Source organism: Lyngbya sp. CCAP 1446/10 (assembly GCF_026130175.1).
Taxonomy (GTDB): domain Bacteria; phylum Cyanobacteriota; class Cyanobacteriia; order Cyanobacteriales; family Microcoleaceae; genus Microcoleus.
Window position 1 is genome coordinate 1 of record NZ_JAIGNI010000056.1, and the last position, 20389, is coordinate 20389.

Here is a 20389-nt window from a genome sequence, read left to right on the forward strand (position 1 = left end):
CTGCCCATTTTTGTGACTTATTTATGCCTTCTTTAATTCCCCAATCTTAGACCTGAATCCTTACGATAAATCAAATGCGAGGAGCTATTTCATGCACCTCGCATTCCCCGGATTGCTTATTATACCTCTTACAAAAATAGCTGGACAGGCAAGAGGCTTGTCCCGAAAAAATATTTATTTTTTCTTGTGGGATGGGCATCTTGCCCGTCCCAAAATTAGAGCAACGCACTAGCAATTAAAGTCAAAAATTCAAGCAAAAACAACAGTCCGATTACCATAAATTAAAACACGATTTTGTAAATGATATCGCACCGCCCTTGCCAAAACAACCCTTTCTAAATCTTTACCTTTACGAACTAAATCAGACACTTCATCGCGGTGACTCACACGCACAACATCTTGCTCAATAATCGGCCCTGCATCTAAATCAGGTGTCACATAATGGGCAGTTGCACCAATAATTTTCACTCCTCTTTCATAAGCCCTTTCGTAGGGATTTGCCCCGACAAAAGCTGGCAAAAATGAATGGTGAATATTAATCACAGTGGGAAACTTCACCATAAAGTCTTGACTCAAAATTTGCATATATTTCGCCAAAACCACCAAGTCAATATTATAATCTTTAAGAATTTCTAACTGTTGTGCTTCTTGAATAGCTTTATTATCTTTAGTAATGGGAATATACTCAAAGTCGATACCATATTGTGCAGCAATCGGCTTTAAATTTTCATGATTACTGATAATCAGCGGAATTTCACCCCAGATTTCTTGAGAACGTTGTCGCCAAATCAAGTCTAATAAACAATGATCTTGACGACTTACCCAGAGCGCAATCCGTCGCACTTTATGGGAAAAATGTAATTGCCAATCTGCTTGTAAATCCTTGGCAAGTTCACTAAAAGCAGGTGTGATTTCTTCGATATTTAAGTCAAAACCGTCTAATTGCCATTCCAGACGACTTAAAAATAATCCGGCGGTAAAATCTGTATGGTGATCGGCGTGGATAATATTGCCATTATGGGAGGCGATAAAATTAGCCAGTAAGGCGACAAGTCCTTTGCGATCGGGACAGGAAATTAAAAGAGTTGCAGTAGGGCTAGTCATGGTATAATAAAAAAAATTTTGAGTTTTGAATTTTCACTTAATTATATCATTATCATCGTGATATGGCGATCGCAAATCATTAGTGAAAACAGATCAACCCAGTTTTCCACGTGCAGAACTAAATCAAGTCAAAATCCTGCACATCTTCGCTAAAAGTCCTGACTGTTAACTCCTTCCCTAAATCCTGAGCTAGTAAATCGATACCGTCAATAACTTGATTTGGCTCTGCAATACTCAAAACCTCATAACACTTTTCCCGATATTCAGGACGTTCTTGGAAATACTGAATCGATCGCCCTAGCGGCTGCATAACTTGATAAGCAGCTTCAGCTTTGTCGATCGCCTCTTGGGGAAGAGCACTCGCCAACCTCAGCATTGCCAAATCGATTAAATCTCTCGAATTTACCCGATCGCTCGGCCATCGATCGGCATTGGCTAACAACTTTTCCGCAAAAATATCGACTAAATTCAAACAAGGAACAGGCGACCAATTGGGATAACTCGGTTCACCGAACTCAATTCGTCCTTCACAAACCATCTCAAACTTAATCGTTGTCCCGTCCACAATCACCGGAAATCTGATCCCGTACTGGTTCGTTTGAATGTCCTGCGGCAAAAAAATGCCGCTGCGCCCAGAAAAAATCGCATCATAGCCGCCTTCAGCAACTTGGCGGCGCAGGAGACGGTAGCCGCCATCCATCGGACACATAAAGTCAATATCCTTGCTCAACCGATATTCCCCTTGCTGCATACTTACCAGCGTTCCGCCGCCAAAGTAAGCCCGACATTCTTGTAGAAATTCGACGTTTAAATGGCTGAGTACAGTTAAGATTTTTTGATGAAATTCGTGTTTAAAGGTCGATCGATCAATCACGTTATTTTCTGAAGTTTCTGGCGAGGGACAAATCCTATCAAGTTCCGCCACCAACCAAGACTGATAATATTGGCTGATTTGTTGAATAAAAAACAATTCCTCCGAACTCGGTTTTCCCAAAACTCCCCAATAATCCCAGCCCGATTCGTAGCGGCAAAGCATTTCTGGGAGAGTCAAAAGTTTGACATCAGCAATTTGCCAGCAGATAGCCTGAAGAAATGGAAGTTGTGCGGGAATTTTTAAAGTTGCTGTTACTTCTTTTTTGTTCATATTTTTTTATGAACCACAGAGGGCGCAGAGAGCGCAGAGCCAGAAAAGGATAGATTTTCCCCGTGTCCGCCCCGATCGATCGTAGGGGCGGTGCCCCCGTGCCCGCCCCCTCAAAACCCAGGATTTAATGACCAGCCAAAATCTCTTCAAGTGCTAATTTCAGCGTCGGATACTGATATTTAAAACCACTAGCCAAAGTTTGTTGAGGCAAAACTTTCTGCCCTTCCAAAACAACTTTAGCACCATCTCCCAGCAGCAATTCTAAAGCAAAACTTGGCACCGGCAACCAAGAAGGCCGACTTAAAACTGCCCCTAAAGTTTCGCACAATTCATTCATCCGCACTGGATTCGGTGCTGTCGCATTCAAAACGCCTTCAACTTGCGGATTTTGCAAGGTGTACAAAATTAAATCGACCACATCCTCGCGATGAACCCAAGAAAACCACTGTTTTCCTGTCCCAATTGGGCCGCCTGCAAATAGTTTAAAAGCCGGCAGCATTTTAGCCAACGCGCCTCCCATTCCCAAAACTATCCCCAGCCGCAAAATTGCTAGCCTTGTGCCCGCATTTTTTGCAGGTTGCGCCGCTGCTTCCCACTCTTTGCAAACTGTTGCTAAAAAATCGTTTCCCGCAGGGCTGTTTTCATCAAACTCGGCCGTTTCGCTGGTGCCGTAATAGCCGATCGCCGATGCGCTCACAAATACCGATGGTTTAGGATTAGCATTGACGATCGCCTCTACCAATTTTTCCGTCGTCAGTTTGCGACTGTCCAAAATCGCTTGCTGGCGCGCCTCCGTCCACCTTTCCTCCGCAATCGGCACCCCAGCTAAATTGACAACAGCGTCGCAGCCCGCGATCGAGTTTTGCCAATCACCAGACTCCGCCGGAGTGTAGGCGACAACTTCCAAATTCGGATAAGCTGAAGCCGGAAAAACTCGCCCAGCCTTCGCCGCATCCCTGCTCAAAACCACCACTTGATGTCCCGCAGCTTGCAGTTTCTCCACCAGCCGGCTACCTACAAATCCCGTTGCTCCCGCGATCGCTACTTTCATCTTCCTTCCCGCACTTCATATCAACAGCAGTTTACACGATCGCCCAAACCCGTTTTAAATTCTACAAAAATAAACAGCAAGCTCGATCGGCTCACCACAAGCCAAGTCTATCTAGTTAAACTGATATGGGACGCGAGGAACACAAACCATGCCTGCAAAAAAATCAAAGCTTCTAATTGCTGCCTCCATCGTCGCAGCAGGTAGCGCTGCGGTCTACTTTTACTTCCAGGGTTTGAGCCAACAAGTCTCCAACCCCCAAGAAAGCGCCAAAGTTATACCAGACGAAGCAACGATGGCCGCCTTCATCTCCCCCAATCCCCAAGCGCTGTCCCAGTTGCAGCAATTTGGCACCCAGGGCGCTCAAAAGTTGGTCGGTCAGGGTTTGAAGACCTTTCAAGAACAAAGCTTGGCAGGCACTCAAATCGACTTTGAGAGGGACTTAAAGCCTTGGCTGGGGGGGGTGATGGTCGCTTTGTTGCCGCCGGATGCTGGGGCAACAACCGAGGCTCCTAAGCTGCTGGTTGTAGTCAGCGTCAAAAATAAAATTAGCGCTTGGAATTTTGCGAATAAATTAAAATCTCAGCAAGGTGCAACAATTCAAGAAACTGAGTATAAAGGAGTGAAAATTTCGGAAATTGCAGAGCCAACCGGCAAGCGCTACAGTGTGGCTTTGCTAAATGACCAATTAGTCATGGCTCCTTTGAGAAAACCTGTGGAATTGGCGATCGACACTTTTAAAGGAGCACCCTCCCTCGCCACGCAGCAGAGTACAACTAAGTTTTTTTCCGAGAGTGCTGGGGTCAAGAATCCGATCGCAACTATTTACATTGCTAACTATCCTGCCGCCATGCAGCAATTGAAAGCTAATTTACCAGATGATTTTCAGTTGCCTTCGACAGTGCTTTCCCAGTTCAAACAAGTTAAGTCTTTGGTAGCGGGAATTGGGGCGGACAGTTCGGGATTGAGAATCAAAACTATCGCTCAGTTAGACCCTAAATTCGTGCAGCAAAAGCCGCAAGTCGCATCGAAATTGTTACCCAGATTTCCCGGTGAAACCATTGCTGTAATAGGTGGCAATGGCATTAATCAATTTTGGTCGCAGGCGACGGCAGAGGCAAAAGATAGCCCCGAAGTAGACAGGGGAATTCAGCAGGTGAGGAGTAGTTTTAAACGGTTGGATTTGGATGCGGATCGCGATGTTTTTGGGTGGATGAATGGGGAATTTGCGATCGGGGCGATCGGTTCGGATCAAGGTATTTTGTCTCAGTTGGGGATGGGGGCGGCGATGATTTTTGAAACGAGCGATCGCCCCGCAGCGGAAGCCACCCTGAAAAAACTCGATGCGATCGCCAAAAGCAATCCCACAGTCAGCGTCGCCCCCAGACAAGTCCAAGGAAAAGAAGTTACAGAGTGGACAATACCGCAGCAAGGCACTTTATTCGGGCACGGTTGGCTGAATGAAAATTCTGTGTTTGTCGCTTTCGGCGGCCCTTTAGTCGATGTCATCACGACAACGCCACCGCAACCGCTAAGCAGCAGTGCGAGTTTTCAGGCGATCGCCACTTCTTTACCGCAAGCCAACCAAGGTTACTTTTACATAGATATGGAAAAAGCCATGTCTTGGGCTAACCGTTATTTACTCGCAGTACAGCCCAATTTAGTTTCGCCACCAGTCGCTGATTTGCTCAATTCTCTCCGAGGAGTCAGCGTAGCCACAACTTCGACAGAACCGACAACTGCTCAGCTTGAAATGCTGTTTGCCTTAAAATCTCACAATTAGGCGATCGGGAATTGGTAATTGGCGATCGGTAATTGGTAATTGATAATTAATAATTGGTAATTGGGAATCGGTAATCGGGAATCGGTAATTGGTAATTTTTCTATCCGTTAAATCCGTTACAAAATCCGTTGCCGAACTTCTATCCATTACATCCGTTAAATCCGTTACAAAATTCGTTGCCGAACTTCTTCCTTCTGACTACTGACTACTGACTACTGACTACTGACTACTGACTACTGACTACTGACTACTGACTACTGACTACTGACAAAAAAAAGATGCTGCCTCTCAATCGAGGGCAGCTACTTTAGTAAAGCATTTTAATGTCTCTCAAAACTTCAGGATTAACCTTCAGACATTCCCGATTTATTTGGCAATTGCAAATCATCAGGATCTACATAATGACAAACTGCTTTGTCCATGCAAATCAAGGCCCAGCCGGATTTATCTATGCTCATCAACTTGTAAGAAGCGGGCTGAATAAAGAAACCTTTGTGGTTGCGGGTTGCTGGTTTGATGTTAACGTGGCTGTCGTTGCTCATATCGTTACAACTCCTAGTATTTGTGGTAGTCAAGTCTGAAAACCGCTGTGCCGGTTTGTCGATCGTCTAAGTTTTCAAATACTAGCACTGCCTTTCTGAGTTTTACATAAAGTTATTTATTGATTTATTACGAAATTGTAATAAATTCCAAAGCCGATTTCGTTGATCCCCGACACAAAATCGACTTTTTTACGCGGTTACGGCTCCATAAGCCACTGTTTAACGCGGGCGAGGCTCTTCCAGTCCGGTTTTCGGCTTAGTCCTTCTTCAAAATTCTTTTTAACTTCGTCGAACAACTCATCGGAAGCCATCAGGAGTTGCTGAGCGACTTCTACGTGGGGGCGCACCCCTTTTTCTTTGAGATCGAGGATCGCGATTGCTAGGTTGATGCGAGCTTGGGGGTCGTGAGGGTTCAATTTAACGGCGGTTTTCGCTGCCTTTTGAGCCGATGTGGGTTTATTTTCCAGCAGGTAAAGCCAGGAGAGGCTAGCCCAGGCATTGCCATTTTTGGGGGATTTCTCGCACAATTCTTTGAACACGGGGATCAGATTAGCAGGGGCTTCGCCAGCTTGATAGCGATCGAAACCGTCTTTAAACATTTCTTCAGGGGTCATTCGATTTTGGATTTTGGATTTTGGATTTTAGATTGACTGAAAGCATCCGTGCGGGACACCAGAAGTCAATCTGATGTTCTGCAATTTTGGATTTTGGATTCAATAATTGCTCGAAAGCATTGGGTAGGGGACAAAGGAAGTCAATCCGAGGCTAATGATCGATCGCGCTATTGTCAGCGAATTCTCACCAACGCCGGTTGAGACCAATTACCAATGCCCCAGACCCATGTCCCAAGCAATTTTCCCATTTAAGCAGAAAAAGAACTGCCGCAGCCGCAAGTTTGAGTGGCGTTGGGGTTGGTGAACTTAAAGCCGCCGCCGATCATGGAATCGCTGAAGTCGAGCACCAAACCGTAGAGATAAAGAATGCTCTTGCGATCGCACACTACCTGAAAACCCTCGTAGTCAAACACTTCATCATCAGATTTCACAGTGCTGGGGTCTGCGAAATCCATCACGTAAGACATACCAGAACAGCCACCCTGGCGCACCCCTACCCGCAAGCAGAGGTCTTTACCTTGTTTTTCTCGAAGAGCTAAAACTTGACGAACAGCAGAGTCCGTCATTTGAATGCCCCGCTGTTGGGAAATTGCTTGAGTCATAATTTGTCGAACTCCTGAGACTGTCCAATGCTAAGAGTTTAATCTTATTCATCCATTGTACAGGGCAGAAGGAAGTCATTAGTCATTAGTCATCAGTCATCAGCCAGTAAATAGTCAACTGCCAACTCTCAACTGCCAACTCTCAACTGCCAACTGCCAACTCTCAACTCTCAACTGCCCACTGAAGGCAGAATTTTGAGTTTTAAATTTTTAATTCCCGCAGCGCCTTCCCAGCTCGATGTCCTCTCCCCCCATAGGGTTTATGATTGAGAAGCAGCGGTTGACCCTTTGTGGCACCGCAACAATGCTTCACCCAACGGGCTTACTCTATGGCAGCGCTGAATCGCTCTACTTTTCGTCGGCTACAAAACTTACCTCAAATTCCCAGCGTGTGGGAGGGCGATCGCCGACCGTTATCTAATGCTGACTCCCACATGATGCTAGAGGACGACGACGATCCAGAAGCCGGTGGCGAGTGCATTCTCTGGGTGGATGGCTCTGAAGGCATCGTCAGGGCTATGGACATGGTTGGCCCAGATGCCGGCCCAGAGGCGATCGTCCGGGCTCTGCTGCGGGCAATGGAACATCCCCAAAGTCCGGCTCCCGCAGTCCGCCCCCAAAAAATCGTAGTTAAAAACCGAGAAATTCAATTTTATCTGCGGGGCGTACTTCAAGATTTAGGGATTTCCATTGACTACGTACCGGAATTGCCCCTAATTGATGAAATATTTCGGGGCATGGAAGAAGTCGCTGTCAATCGGCCTCCCGAATTACCGCCTGAGTACGCCGAAGTTCTAATGGAAAAAGCTGCTCAAATTTGGCACGATGCTCCGTGGCGGACTTTGAGCGAACACCAAATTATATCGATTGAAATCAATCAATGGGATGTCGCCAGCCTCTACGTGTCCGTATTGGGCCAAGGCAGAATGGATTACGGAGTTTTGCTGTACCGCTCTCTAGAATCCTTGAAGCGGTTTCGAGAGCGAGTCGTCAATGATGACTCTTTTGAAGATTTAGAACAGGCTTTCTTAGGACAGGACTGTTTGTTTCTCACCTTTGAAAGTGCCGGCGATTTTGATGAAGATGACGAAGAAGACGAAATTGATTTAGCCGATTTGCCTCCATCGGAAATTGAACCGAATTTTGGCAACCTCCATCCTTTAGAAGGATTGCGATCGATTCTTTACGAAGAAGAAGCCCTGACGATGTTAGTTGCTCTCGAAGCATTTCACCGCTTTTTCCGCAACGGCCGCCGGAAATTGGGAGCAGATACATTTCCCACTCTCAGCAGTCGCTACCGCATCCCAATTCCACAGTCAGACGGAGAAATTCAACAAATCTCCGTTAAAGTTTCGACTATGCCCGAAGTATCTGACGAATTATTACAGATGCTTGGTGACGATGATGAGGACGATGATGATGATGATGATGATGATGACTTTGAAACGCCGTTGCTGCGGGACGATTTGGTACCGCCGAATTCATTTTTGAGTCTGGGCGCAGTACCTTGGGATACGATAGACTTTCTGCGCGAAAATGTCCAATTTCACCAAGGTGCAGAAGGTGATATTAATGCCGCCGGAGATGGTTTGCCAATAATCATGATTCAAACTTCTCATCCGAAAGCGAAAACTATGATTCAGGATTTGAAAGAAGCTGGAGGGGTGAAGGCAATTGGTTTTAATCCGGGCGAAAATCCTTTTCAGGAGGAGGAATACGACTTGGGTATTTTGCAAACTAAAAATGGGGATTTGTATCTGTTTGGGGAGTTTAATGAAAATGATCCCGTCCATAAGGAAGCTCGCAAGAAGTGGGATCGACGTTGCAAATCAACTAATGGTTGGTGCGGTTTGATTATTGCTAAAGGGTTGATGGGTGCTTCTCGTGGTCAGCCTCAGCTTAAGGATATGATCGCTTTGCTGGAGGTGCGCTGGGTGTCGGCTAAAGATTTGGGAATTGGGCCGCTTCAGTTGATGCCGATGTTTTGAAGGAAGAGTTGACAGTTGTCAGTTGTCAGTTGTCAGTTGACAGTTGATAGTTGACAGTTGTTAGTTGACAGTTGTCAGACGGAAGACGGAAGACGGAAGATGTAAAAGTAATATGTAAGGTTCTCTTCAGCGCACCCTATTTGTTGAATTATTCAGGAGAATGATTATGTCAAATTCTACTCAAAAGCGAGAAGTGTTGGTCGCCATTGACGCCGAATTCGCTGATAAAATAGACCAGCTTACTGATAATTGGACGGAGGCGATCGAACAAGCTCTCCGTCTCTGGTACGCTAAGCAAATAGAAGATAAGTTACGGAAATTTTATCAAAACCGCAGCCAAGAAGATATTCAGGATGAACAAGAGTGGTTTGATTTTGTAGAAGAACAGATAGAGGAAGCATGGAACGCCGATGGACTCTAATTCAATAATTACAACTTATCCCAGACAAGGGGAGATTTATCTTTCAAGGGCTTTGCGTCAGTTGGGAGATACAAAAAAAAGACCTGTAGTTGTGGTTTCTCCTGACATCCGCAACGAGTTTAGCGATTCTGTGATTGTTGTTCCTTTTACAAGTAACCTTGCGGGCGTAGAGAATCCTACTCGCATCTTAATTCCGGCGGGTGAGGGAGGATTACAAGCTGATTCTTTAGCTGTTTGCGAAAATGTCTCTGCTTTGCGCCAAACTTATCTGGAACAAGGCCCTTACGGTGAAATTAGTGCGGATTTTTTAGGGAGAATTCAGAGAGGGGTGCAAGTGGCGATCGGCATTTACGCACTTTGAATGTTTCGGAAATTCTAAAATTTGTTACAATCTGTAAAAATACTGGAAAGGATAGGTAAAATGCGGGTTGCGATCGCAGGTGCGGGACTGGCTGGAATGACCACAGCAGTCGATTTAGTGGATGCTGGCCACGAAGTAGAAATTTTTGAATCCCGCCCCTTTGTCGGCGGCAAAGTCGGCAGTTGGGTAGATCCAGACGGCAATCACGTTGAAATGGGTTTGCACGTCTTCTTCGGCTGCTATTATAACTTATTTGCTCTGATGAAAAAAGTGGGAGCTTTTGACGATTTGCTCCTCAAAGATCACGTCCACACTTTTATCAATCGAGGCGGCGAAATCGGTTCTTTAGATTTTCGCTTTCCCGTGGGTGCTCCTTTGCACGGTTTGAAGGCATTTTTTACTACATCCCAGCTAACCGTACAAGACAAAATCCAAAATTCGATCGCCCTGGGAACTAGCCCGATCGTCCGTGGTTTGATAGACTTTGACGGGGCTATGAAAACGATCCGCAATTTAGATAAAGTTAGCTTTGCTGACTGGTTCCGGGGTCAAGGCGGCAACCAAAACTCGCTCAAAAGACTCTGGAACCCGATCGCCTACGCACTAGGTTTCATCGACACCGAAAATATTTCTGCCCGGTGTATGTTGACAATCTTCCAATTCTTTGCTACAAAAACCGAAGCCTCTGTCATGCGGATGCTAGCCGGTTCTCCCAACGAATATTTGCACAAACCAATTGTGGCATATTTGGAAAGCAAAGGAACCAAAATTTACACGCGACGCAGAGTTCGAGAAATTCAGTTTCAAGAAGCCGAAGAAACGCGCGTGACAGGTCTGGTAGTAGCTAACGGCGAAACAGAAGAAAATATCACCGCAGACGCTTACGTTTTCGCCTGCGACGTTCCTGGAATTCAGAAAATATTGCCCCCAGCTTGGCGAAAGTGGTCGGAATTTGACAACATTTATAAGTTAGATACGGTGCCGGTTGCTACTGTACAATTACGGTTCGACGGTTGGGTAACGGAACTGGAAGATGAAGCCAAGCGCAAACAGTTGAGCCACGCTGTAGGCATCGATAATTTGCTATATTCAGCAGATGCAGATTTTTCTTGTTTTGCCGATTTGGCACTAACAAGTCCCAAGGATTATTATAAAGAAGGACAAGGTTCTCTGTTGCAATTGGTTCTGACACCGGGCGATCCGTTTATCAAACAAAGCAATGAGGCGATCGCCCAACACGTACTCAAGCAAGTTCAGGATTTATTTCCCTCAGCACGGGAATTAAACATGACTTGGTACAGTGTAGTTAAGTTGGCTCAATCTTTGTATCGCGAAGCACCGGGAATGGATGTTTTCCGCCCTGCTCAAAAAACTCCTGTTTCTAACTTCTTTCTAGCAGGAAGTTACACTCAGCAAGATTACATTGACAGTATGGAAGGAGCGACACTTTCCGGGCATCAAGCGGCCAAGGTAATTCTCGAAGCTTACGGTCATTAGTCATTGGTCATTAGTCATTGGTCATTAGTCGATAGACTGAAAAATGTAAAATGCTAAAAGCTAATGATTTTCTCTCGTTCCCAGCCAGAGACTGGGAACGAAAAAAAAATTAGAAAAAAAACAATCTAAAATCTAAAATCTAAAATAGAATGACTGATTGGTTAGAACATAGTGTACAAGTAGAAGTGGCAATTCCCATCGAATTAGCGTGGGAACTCTGGTCTGATTTAGAGCAATTGCCGCGCTGGATGAAGTGGATAGAATCTGTTCATATTCTCGAAGAAAATCCAGAATTATCGCGCTGGAAACTCGCAACGGGCGGGTTAGAATTTAGCTGGCTTTCTCGGATTGTCAAATTAGTCCCGAATCAGATCATGCAGTGGGAATCGGTGGACGGTTTGCCAAATCGTGGTGCGGTGCGATTTTACGATCGCAAAAACACCAGTATTGTCAAACTAACGGTAGCTTACGGAATTCCCGGCTGGCTGGCCAAATTGATGGACAATTCATTTCTAGCGGGAGTAGTTGAATCGACTCTTCAGGCTGACTTGGAAAGGTTTAAAGAGTATGCTTTGAAAGTTAAGGCGACATCTTGAATTTTGAGGACTAAAGTCCTGACTACAAACCGCATCTTCGTTTGTAGTCAGGACTTCAGATAAGACTCGGCGGTTGAAACCGCGACTACACAAACGATGTCCGCCTCCGCGGACTAAGAAATCAAGGGGATATTTAAGTCGGATTTGGTATTGCCTCAGTATCATAGAGATATGCTGCTGATTGCTTCCCGGTTCAGTTATGAGTTATTGCCTCAACCCCGCCTGTCAAAACCCGCAAAATGCCGATCGAACTCAATTCTGCCTGAGTTGCGGCTCCAAACTGTTGCTGAGAGAGCGTTACCGCGCCATCAAACCCCTGGGGCGCGGCGGTTTCGGTCGCACTTTTTTAGCAATAGACCAAGACAAACCCTCAAAACCGCGCTGTGCAATCAAACAGTTTTTCCCCCTATCCCAAGGAACCAGCAGCAGCGAAAAAGCAGCAGAATTATTCAACCGAGAAGCCGTGCGGCTGGACGAATTGGGGAAACACCCGCAAATTCCCGAATTGCTAGCGCACTTTCAACAGGAACGCTATCAGTATTTAGTGCAAGAATTTATAGAAGGTGAGAATTTACAGCAAGAATTAGTGCGGAATGGGCCTTTCAGCGCCAATCAAATTTTGAGTTTGCTGAATGATTTATTACCAGTATTAGAATTTGTACACTCGCGCAGTGTAATTCACCGAGACATTAAACCGCCCAATATTATCCGCCGCCGCATTTCTCAAACTCCAATTATTTATACTTACCCAACATTAACCGGAGAATTAGTTTTAGTTGATTTTGGCGCGGCCAAACTTGTGGAAGGTTTGAAAGAAACCGGTACAGTAATCGGTTCGCCGGAATTCGTCGCGCCGGAACAAATTAGAGGTCAAGCGGTTTATGCTAGCGATTTGTACAGTTTGGGTGTTACTTGCATTTATTTACTGACTCAAATATCTCCGTTTGATTTGTTCGATATCAATCAAGATGTTTGGGTTTGGCGAGATTTTTTGAAGGTTCAAATCGATCCGAAATTAAGCCGCATTCTGGACAAAATGATCGAGTCTAGTCTCAGTCGCCGCTACAAATCTGTAGCTGAGATTCTCCAAGATTTGCAGCCGCAGCAGTCGCCTCCACGGATTCCCCCGACTCCCGCGCCAAGAGCAATTCCAGTCCCACAGACTGCGCCTGCGGTGCAGAATACGGTGCCGCCAACGGTTGCAGGCACGATTATACCTGTGCCCCGGAACCAGCGGGTTTTGCCGGCCCGCGCGCCCACTTGGAGGTGCGTTCATACTCTGGTAGGGCATTCTAATGCTGTCACGTCGGTAGCTTTCAGTCCTGATGGGGCGACTTTGGCTAGCGGGAGTGAGGATAAGACGATTGAGATTTGGAAGTTGGAGGCGGGTAAGCGCTGGTACACTCTGACGGGTCATTCTGACTGGGTGACTTGTGTGGCGTTTAGTCCTGATGGTGCGACTTTGGCTACCGGTGGCCGGGATAAGACGATTCAAATTTGGGATTTGAATAAGGGTAAGTGGTGGTACGCTTTGCGCGGTCATGAGGATCGGGTTTATGCTGTGGCGTTCAGTCGCGACGGTCAGGTTTTGGCTAGCGGTAGTCGGGACAAGACTGTGCAGTTGTGGAATTTGAATAAGGGTAGGCCGATGTCGGTTTTGACTGGTCACGCTGGCGGGGTGGAGGCGGTGGCTTTTAGTCCGGGTGGGGAGTTTTTGGCGACGGGGAGTCGGGATAAGACTTTGCAGTTGTGGGATTGGCGCAATGGTCGATCGATTTGTACTTTAGCAGAGTACGGGGATTGGGTGCGGGCGATCGCCTTTGTTGGAACCCCCCCCAGCCCCCCCTTGGTAAGGGGGGGAGTTGGAGAAGGATCTACTCCTCCCTTGGTAAGGGGGGGAGTTGGAGAAGGATCGATTTTGGTTAGTGGGAGTCGGGATGGTACGGCGAAGCTGTGGCGGGTGGATGTTGACGGGCGAGGGACGCTGCTGCGGAGTATGAGGGACAATTCTGGGGATGTTTTGTGTGTGGCATTTAGCCCGGATGGTGGGGTTTTGGCGACGGGGAGTCGGGATGGTTCGATTTATTTGTGGGATGCGGCGACGGGGGGTTTGCTGGAACTTCTGACGGGGCACGGGGGGGAGGTTTTGTCGGTGGCGTTTGGTGCTGATGGGTGTTTGGCTAGCGGTTCGGGCGATCGAACTGTGAAGATTTGGCGGGTTGGGAATTAGGGCGGTGGATGTGGGTGTCTGCTTTAAAAATTTTATTTTTGTGCTTGACAGGCGATCGAATGTTGTGCTAAGTTATTAATTCGTGAGGACACATAGCTCAGTTGGTTAGAGCACTACGTTGACATCGTAGGGGTCACTGGTTCGAGTCCAGTTGCGTCCATCTTATAAAGCCCGCTCTGGTAGCGGGTTTTGTTGTTTTTACAGCTATTGTTATGAATTCCACGACATTAGACATTCTCAATTAGGAGTGACAAAATGTGACAAGCTCTGACAAGATTAGCGATGAAACAGCGATGATAGTCAGCGAAGCGGGTTACAGCTTTTTAACCTCTGAAAATGAGGTTTGCTTTAAAGGAGAAACCAGTGGCAGGAACTGTCAGAATTGAAAATTTTCAGGAACGGTTGAGACTGGCTTGGCGTTGGCAAGGTAAGCGTTATTGGCTCTCCATGAACTTGCCCTACACCCAAATCAACTGCAAAGCCGCCGAAATCAAGGCTCGGCAGATTGAGCTTGACATTGCCAGCAACAATTTTGGGTAGTCCTGCATAGCAAGGAAAATTAAGGATTTTAATTTATAAGTAAACTCGCGTTATACTCATGAATAAAATACCAAATTCCTCCTATATGATTGGAGAGTTTTTTAGAGAAGGAAAGAGTTTTTCTGACCAATCGAGATATTCTTTGTCTCATAGTATTATTAAATCTTTCTATATAGTTTGTCAGACCAGTTTCTTTTCCTACTGCCTTGTCTCTATTTTTAGGAAAAACTGTGACCTAGGCATTCCAAAAGTCTGTATAAGTCACGGCACATTGACCATAAACTTGTGGTAAAGAATCCCATAATCCCTGTGTACCACCTTGATCTCTTTTGCCAATATATACTTCAACAATTTATGAAGGTTGATACATCAATTGCCAACCAGATCCACTGCTTGTTATCCTTAGAGCCTACAAATCACCACATTTCATCGCATTGAATTGTTAGTTTCTCTTTCTTTTTTGACTTCACTTCTACTTCTCTTTTTACAGCTCCTAACTTTTGGTTCACATAGTATTGTAACCACCGTTCCGAAACTCCAGTCGCTCTCACAATCCCAGCCAGAGATATCTTTTCTAATAAAAGTCGATCTATCAACCATGATTGTTGGTGCTGAACTCGGTTGATGTCTGGGAGATATGACAAATTGTCTGCTACAATCTCGACATTTAAAATTTTGTTTGCCGGAGCGAGTGCGACCATTTTTCAAGATGTATTCAAAGTTGCACTTGGGACAGTTCATAAGCTAAAATTTAATGTAGGTTGAAAGAGTAAAATTATACACATTTTCCTTGTTATGCAGGACTACCGCTCTGGTATATTCTTGCAGCTTTCTTTGTTTCTCTGGATTCATGATTGTTCGAGAGTGGTAAATATATTTAATTATGGACTAATGATTGACCTGATATTTATGAGTATAAATATTAATTTTATAAGTGTTATGCTCCTTTTTCCGGTGGATAGTTGTGAATTTCCCTGGAGATGCGAAACATCAATTCCTGTTTTGCTTCCGCACAAATTTCCCGATAGATTGCATAGGAAAAATTTGGATTTTGAGGACATTTAATAATTTGATGTTTTTCAATCTCCATGATTAATCTGGTCACAGCTTTCTGTCGCCCTAAAGTTTTAGGCTGGTGATTTTTGGCAGCTATGGCTAGCTGTTTGAGCCGATCGTCAATTTCGTCCTTAGTAGGCATCTCTTGTTCCAAGGTTACTCAGAAAAATTGTCTCCAACCAGTTAATGCAGGCCGCCGGAGTTCAGCCAACGCTCTGATCAATGGTGCTTGATGGCCCCATTCGAGCGATCGCATCCTCCTGCATAACCTTCTATTTGTCTATCTGTCAGGATCTACGATTTTTACGCAAAATTTTTACATAATTTACCAAAGTTCATATAAACCCCTAATTTATGGGCCCAGGGGGTTGGGGGTGTGTGGGGGCTCGGCGGGAGATGCTTGGGGTTGGTGTTGAATGCTATAATCGTGCTCGCCAGCATCAAATATCCGCCCCAAGCGAACACGGCAAGAGAGCAGGACGATCGCACTCTCAAACAACGTTTTTACACTCCAGAGGGATGCAGCAGCGAAATACGCCATTAATAGTTCAAAAAAAATCCAACTTTAGGAGATATCCAAACCTTTATTTGATCATTCATTGCCAATTCTTTAATCTTCAATGCTCGAATGCGAAAATGGTATAACCGCCCCAAAACCATGCACTACCAGTCCCAGCAGCACCGCCAAAAACACGCGACTCATAAAAAAATCAAAAGAGCTATTTTTTACTGTTTGACAACCATATTTTTCTGCTGGAGCACCGCGAACCTCCCTACAATCGCCCAAAACACAGCCCCAGGCGGGCTTAACGGGCAAGAAATGAGAAATTTGCTCGATCGCGGAAACCTCACCGAAGCCGTCACCAGAATCGAAAAAGACTGGGAAGAAGACTATCAAAAATACTTTGAACAAGACTTTACAGCCCGTGAAAAAACCGCCCAATCAATATCAAAAACTCTCTCCCGCCTAGCAGTTAAAACCAAGAAAAAACCAGCTTTAATTTACGCTATCCCGCGTACAGACCAACTAGAACTAATCTTAATATTGCCCGATCGCCCGCCAGTTCACCGCAGCATCCCCTCAGCAAAACAAGAGAAACTGCTGCAAGTCGTCCAAGAATTCACCAGCGAAATTACCAACCCAGTCAAAATTAATACCACCAGCTATCTAGAATCAGCTCAACAACTTTATCAATGGATAATTGCACCGCTAGAAGCCGACTTGAAAATAGCAAAAATTGACACATTGCTGTTCTGCGTCGGCGAAGGTTTGCGAACCATACCCATAGCAGCAATGCACGATGGCAAGCAATTTCTGATCGAAAAATACAGCATGGCGCGCATTCCGGCATTCAAGCTTACAGACATCAATTACGCCGATCTCAGAAACTCCCACGTCTTAGCAATGGGAGCAGCAATTTTCTCGGAAACCGTGAATAAAGAACCGCTACCAGCAGTGCCGTTAGAATTAAGTGCGATCGCCCGACAGTGGGCAGGTCAATCCTTTATCAACGAAGATTTTACCATCGTCAACTTGCAATCACAGCGACTGCAACAAAGATACGGCATCATCCACCTCGCGACTCACGCCGAATTCCGCCCTGGAACCCCAGATAACTCCTACATTCAATTTTGGGACACCCAACTCAGATTATCTCAAATGAGAGATTTGAAATGGAACAATCCCCCACTGGAACTGTTAGTATTGAGCGCCTGTAGAACTGCCTTGGGAGACAAAGAAGCAGAACTCGGATTTGCCGGTTTAGCGCTGCAATCGGGAGCAAAATCTGCCCTCGCCAGCTTGTGGTATGTCAGCGATGCGGGGACTCTGGCGCTGATGACAGAGTTTTACCAGCAATTAAAAGTCAGCAAACCTCAAGATCCTCCAATCATTAAAGCTGAAGCTCTCAGGCAAGCACAAATTGCTGCGATCAAAGGTAAAGTCACCATAGAAAACGGTCAACTGCGAAGTTCTAGGGGAGAAACTCCGTTGCCGCCGTCTATCCCCAAACTCGATAGCAAAGATTTATCGCATCCTTATTATTGGGCAGCTTTTAGTATGATCGGCAGTCCGTGGTAATTGCGGGGAAGAAACAGGCTTTTCGGCCTGTTCTATCATGCAAGCATCTCTAGGGAAACGGCAATGCCGTTTCCGGCGCCAGACTCTGCCGAATTGCTGTAGGGAAACGGCAATGCCGTATCCGGTGCAGGACTGCTTGGTGAATACGGGCTCTACCGATCGCGCTTTTGGGGCCTCTTGACCGACACAGATGATAGGCTATACAACATAAAGTAATTCAATATCTGTAGCTGTCGCTCAACCAACCACAACCTGTGACCAATCAAGCGGGAGCCTTCAAGGGGAAACAAACATGAAAAAATTAGAATTTTTACTACAGAAAGAAGGCGATCGCGCCTGGTTGCCCCTAGAAACCCCCGACGTGGAAATTCTAGAAGGCAAATATCGCGTCGTTGCGCGCATTCAGCACCCCAACACCGACATCGAAATTCGCATCACCCATACATCCTTCGACGAAGTAGCCCCCCAGCGGAAAGTCCAAAGCCGATCGGCCCGCACCAACCCCGAAGGATTAGTCGTGATCATTCCCTACACCAGGCTCAAACCTGGAATGTGGGAACTCTCCTGCTTACCAGATCCCAAATTAGCACCAGCAAAACCTTGGCAGTACGGCGTGCAATTAGAAGTATTGCCCGCAGAATCGGACAGTTCCGAACCCCTACCCGCGATCGACTCCTCCGAACCCGCCACCACCTCCTCAGCCTCAGAAAACCCAGCAGCAGTCGTGAAGCCTAGCTATCCCGTAGGGGATCACGCGGCCCCAAAAATCGCAGCATCGGTCGATCGCGCACCAACCCAAATCCCACCAGCCCAACCAGCACCGCAGCCGACCAAAATCTACCAATTCCCCAATCCCCAAACCCCTGGGCCTCCGCCCAAAGCCCCAGTCAAACTCGAACTCGAACTTGTACTCGATCGAGAAACCTTCGTGACTCAACTCGGTCGCCCCTTAATCATTTCCGGCAAAATCGACATTCCCCAACCACCCCAAAAAACCAGAAAAACAGCAACTCTCATCCCCGAATCCCAAACCGAAGAACTCCAAAAACTCATCGGTTCAGCCCAACTGCAAATTTACCTGCGAGACCCCCAAACCTCACAAATACTCGCCCAAATCGAGCAGCCGATGCCAGAACAAGCTCCCCCCTGCATCTTCGCCTGCGTCACCTACATCCCAGCCGAGTGCAAAAGCCGCCTAATTTTAGGAGAAGCAATTCTCAGCAGCGGCGGCGTCACCCTAGCCACCAAACTATTCACAATTACAGCTCGTTTAGAGCATCTTCTAGAAGCAATTAAAGACAATTTCATCGAAGAAAAGCATCAAGCAGAGCCCTCTCCAACAGCAGCAAAACCGCCTCGGAGCGCCACAAATTTATCCTTTCTCAAGCTAGTAGAAAAATCCTTAGAGCCTCCATCCCCCGCCGAAGTCTCAACAAACGAGCCCTTACCCCCTCAACTGAATTCCCGCCAAACCGCAAGTGCAGGCGGTCTAGAATTGCCCGCATTCGGTAACAAACTGCCCGACAGCAGCCGATCGCAATTACTCTCTGAAATCTCCAATCCCCCTCGGACATCCGCAGGGGCGATCGACCCACAAACCAAACCCTCAGACATCCCAACAGCCCCAGAAACGGCTGAATTTCTGGCGATCGACCAAAAACCCCAAAACACCGCCGAACCAGAAAAAACAGCCCCAGAAACCCCACCAGCAGCCTCAAAACAGGCATTTCAAACGCTAAACGTCGAAAATAGATTTTGGTCGCGACTCAGCTCCCTAGCCAGCACCGGCGAATCCCCCGAATGGCTCAAAGCAACCACCCTGTCGCCAACTCCAAAACCGGAGGTAAATAGTAGCGAAGCAATTGCCGTCGTGGAAGAAATCAGCCCAACCCAGCAGCAACGGGCGATCGGGGCAACAATTTCCGAACCCAAATATATTGGCCCGGAATCCAGAGAATTTGTAGTTTTTGACGAGCCCCCGCAGCCGAAACAAGTTGCTCAAAAAACCACAAAACTCGAAGCAGAATCAACTCCCCCAACTCCCTACGTTTTGCCAGAAGACGAGTTAGTACCGATGCCCGTCTTAGAATTGCCGCGCACCCAAATCCTCGCGGGCCAGGCTGTAACAGTGAAAGTGCAACTGCCGGAATTGATGCCCCGGATTTATGTGAAAGTTTGGGTATTCGATCGGCAAACCTATCTCATTCTCGACGGGCCGCGCTGGATCACCGAATTTCAAGCTAACGGATTAGGAAATATGCGAGCAAGTATCGAGTTAGAGATTCCCTACGGCTGCATGGAAGTTGAATTTGAGGCGATCGCCGTGGAAATGCAAACTCAGCGGGAAAGTCACAAAATCAGCGTTCACCGCCAAGTTTTGCCCCCAGCCGGCCCCCTTTTGCCCTTGGATGAGTAGACCTATTGCAAAAATAGCTAGGAACGGGCAAGATGCCCGTTCCAAAAAAATAATTTTTTATGTGGAACGGGCAAGATGCCCGTTCCAAAATTTGATTAAAAAGTAGTATTCGTAGGGTGCGTCGCCATCGAGAATCCCTAGAGAAAGGCAACAATCTCACAGCAACGCACCTTACACAATCGTTGAAGAAACAACCCTCTGTTTCACTCTCGCCCAACAATTGTTGTGTAGCAAGACTTTTTATAAAATGGTATAAGGTGCGTCGCCATTAAATTGTCGATTGAATGCGAGATATTTTCAATGGCGACGCACCCTACAAATACTATTGTAACATCGGAATTATGTAGTGCTGTCCCCGCTGGCAGTG

At 46.4% G+C, this 20389-nt stretch carries 19 protein-coding genes, 1 tRNA gene and 1 pseudogene; 12 read left to right on the forward strand and 9 right to left on the reverse strand.

Translation table 11 applies throughout. From position 1 onward, the window contains the following. Nucleotides 1-249: 249 nt before the first annotated feature. The 3 genes from purU to K4039_RS20755 all read right to left on the reverse strand — a co-directional run bounded on the left by purU (nt 250) and on the right by K4039_RS20755 (nt 3299). A complete protein-coding gene (purU, locus tag K4039_RS20745) occupies nt 250-1104 on the reverse strand; it encodes a formyltetrahydrofolate deformylase (protein WP_265238066.1) in 855 nt (284 codons plus the stop codon). A gap of 118 nt (nt 1105-1222) precedes the next feature. Then, the gene (locus K4039_RS20750) at nt 1223-2248 is read right to left on the reverse strand and encodes a nucleotidyl transferase AbiEii/AbiGii toxin family protein (protein ID WP_265238067.1); all 1026 of its coding nucleotides are present in this window, start codon (nt 2246-2248) and stop codon (nt 1223-1225) included. A 124-nt stretch (nt 2249-2372) separates the two neighbouring features. Next, entirely contained in the window at nt 2373-3299 is a 927-nt protein-coding gene (locus K4039_RS20755; RefSeq protein ID WP_265238069.1) for a TIGR01777 family oxidoreductase, read from the reverse strand. Nucleotides 3300-3447: 148 nt separating this feature from the next. Here K4039_RS20755 and K4039_RS20760 point away from each other — a divergent pair, with 148 nt between their 5' ends. Next, nucleotides 3448-5079: a DUF3352 domain-containing protein gene (locus K4039_RS20760; protein ID WP_265238071.1), complete on the forward strand. Its 1632-nt coding sequence runs from the start codon at nt 3448-3450 to the stop codon at nt 5077-5079. Here the strand turns inward: K4039_RS20760 and K4039_RS20765 are convergent. The 4 genes from K4039_RS20765 to K4039_RS20780 all read right to left on the reverse strand — a co-directional run bounded on the left by K4039_RS20765 (nt 5062) and on the right by K4039_RS20780 (nt 6837). Then, the gene (locus K4039_RS20765) at nt 5062-5226 is read right to left on the reverse strand and encodes a hypothetical protein (RefSeq protein ID WP_265238073.1); all 165 of its coding nucleotides are present in this window, start codon (nt 5224-5226) and stop codon (nt 5062-5064) included. The genes K4039_RS20760 and K4039_RS20765 overlap by 18 nt on opposite strands. 197 nt (nt 5227-5423) lie before the next feature. After that, entirely contained in the window at nt 5424-5621 is a 198-nt protein-coding gene (locus K4039_RS20770; protein ID WP_172187588.1) for a hypothetical protein, read from the reverse strand. A gap of 197 nt (nt 5622-5818) precedes the next feature. After that, on the reverse strand, nt 5819-6235 hold the full coding sequence (locus K4039_RS20775) for a tetratricopeptide repeat protein (protein ID WP_265238078.1): 417 nt from the start codon (nt 6233-6235) through the stop codon (nt 5819-5821). Nucleotides 6236-6483: 248 nt separating this feature from the next. Then, entirely contained in the window at nt 6484-6837 is a 354-nt protein-coding gene (locus tag K4039_RS20780) for an iron-sulfur cluster assembly accessory protein (RefSeq protein WP_265238087.1), read from the reverse strand. Nucleotides 6838-7166: 329 nt separating this feature from the next. Between K4039_RS20780 and K4039_RS20785 the strand changes: the two genes are divergently transcribed. From K4039_RS20785 to K4039_RS20820, 8 genes are all read left to right on the forward strand, one after another. After that, nucleotides 7167-8825, forward strand: a complete 1659-nt coding sequence (locus K4039_RS20785) for a DUF6930 domain-containing protein (RefSeq protein ID WP_265238123.1) — start codon at nt 7167-7169, stop codon at nt 8823-8825. Nucleotides 8826-8991: 166 nt separating this feature from the next. Next, nucleotides 8992-9246, forward strand: coding sequence for a hypothetical protein (locus K4039_RS20790; RefSeq protein WP_265238089.1), 255 nt, complete (start codon nt 8992-8994; stop codon nt 9244-9246). Continuing rightward, complete coding sequence (locus K4039_RS20795; RefSeq protein ID WP_265238091.1) at nt 9236-9607, forward strand: type II toxin-antitoxin system PemK/MazF family toxin; 372 nt, start codon at nt 9236-9238, stop codon at nt 9605-9607. Before K4039_RS20790 ends, K4039_RS20795 begins: the two co-directional genes overlap by 11 nt. Nucleotides 9608-9667: 60 nt before the next feature. Next, the gene (gene zds / locus K4039_RS20800; RefSeq protein ID WP_265238124.1) at nt 9668-11104 is read left to right on the forward strand and encodes a 9,9'-di-cis-zeta-carotene desaturase; all 1437 of its coding nucleotides are present in this window, start codon (nt 9668-9670) and stop codon (nt 11102-11104) included. 149 nt (nt 11105-11253) lie between these two features. Further along, nucleotides 11254-11700, forward strand: a complete 447-nt coding sequence (locus K4039_RS20805) for an SRPBCC family protein (RefSeq protein WP_265238093.1) — start codon at nt 11254-11256, stop codon at nt 11698-11700. Between the two features lie 199 nt (nt 11701-11899). Next, nucleotides 11900-13930, forward strand: a complete 2031-nt coding sequence (locus tag K4039_RS20810) for a serine/threonine-protein kinase (protein WP_265238094.1) — start codon at nt 11900-11902, stop codon at nt 13928-13930. Between the two features lie 86 nt (nt 13931-14016). Beyond that, nucleotides 14017-14090: transfer RNA gene (locus K4039_RS20815), tRNA-Val, on the forward strand. A gap of 203 nt (nt 14091-14293) precedes the next feature. Then, the gene (locus K4039_RS20820; protein WP_265238096.1) at nt 14294-14470 is read left to right on the forward strand and encodes an Arm DNA-binding domain-containing protein; all 177 of its coding nucleotides are present in this window, start codon (nt 14294-14296) and stop codon (nt 14468-14470) included. Between the two features lie 28 nt (nt 14471-14498). Here K4039_RS20820 and K4039_RS20825 read toward each other — a convergent pair. Beyond that, a pseudogene (locus tag K4039_RS20825) lies at nt 14499-15211 on the reverse strand (IS1 family transposase). A gap of 196 nt (nt 15212-15407) precedes the next feature. After that, nucleotides 15408-15668 carry a hypothetical protein gene (locus K4039_RS20830; RefSeq protein WP_265238098.1) on the reverse strand — a complete coding sequence of 87 codons (261 nt, stop codon included), beginning with the start codon at nt 15666-15668 and terminating at the stop codon, nt 15408-15410. 270 nt (nt 15669-15938) lie between these two features. Between K4039_RS20830 and K4039_RS20835 the strand changes: the two genes are divergently transcribed. The 3 genes from K4039_RS20835 to K4039_RS20845 all read left to right on the forward strand — a co-directional run bounded on the left by K4039_RS20835 (nt 15939) and on the right by K4039_RS20845 (nt 20022). Next, the gene (locus tag K4039_RS20835; RefSeq protein WP_265238099.1) at nt 15939-16070 is read left to right on the forward strand and encodes a hypothetical protein; all 132 of its coding nucleotides are present in this window, start codon (nt 15939-15941) and stop codon (nt 16068-16070) included. Between the two features lie 114 nt (nt 16071-16184). Next, on the forward strand, nt 16185-17606 hold the full coding sequence (locus K4039_RS20840; protein ID WP_265238101.1) for a CHAT domain-containing protein: 1422 nt from the start codon (nt 16185-16187) through the stop codon (nt 17604-17606). A gap of 292 nt (nt 17607-17898) precedes the next feature. Further along, nucleotides 17899-20022: a hypothetical protein gene (locus K4039_RS20845; protein WP_265238103.1), complete on the forward strand. Its 2124-nt coding sequence runs from the start codon at nt 17899-17901 to the stop codon at nt 20020-20022. Nucleotides 20023-20389 lie beyond the last annotated feature (367 nt).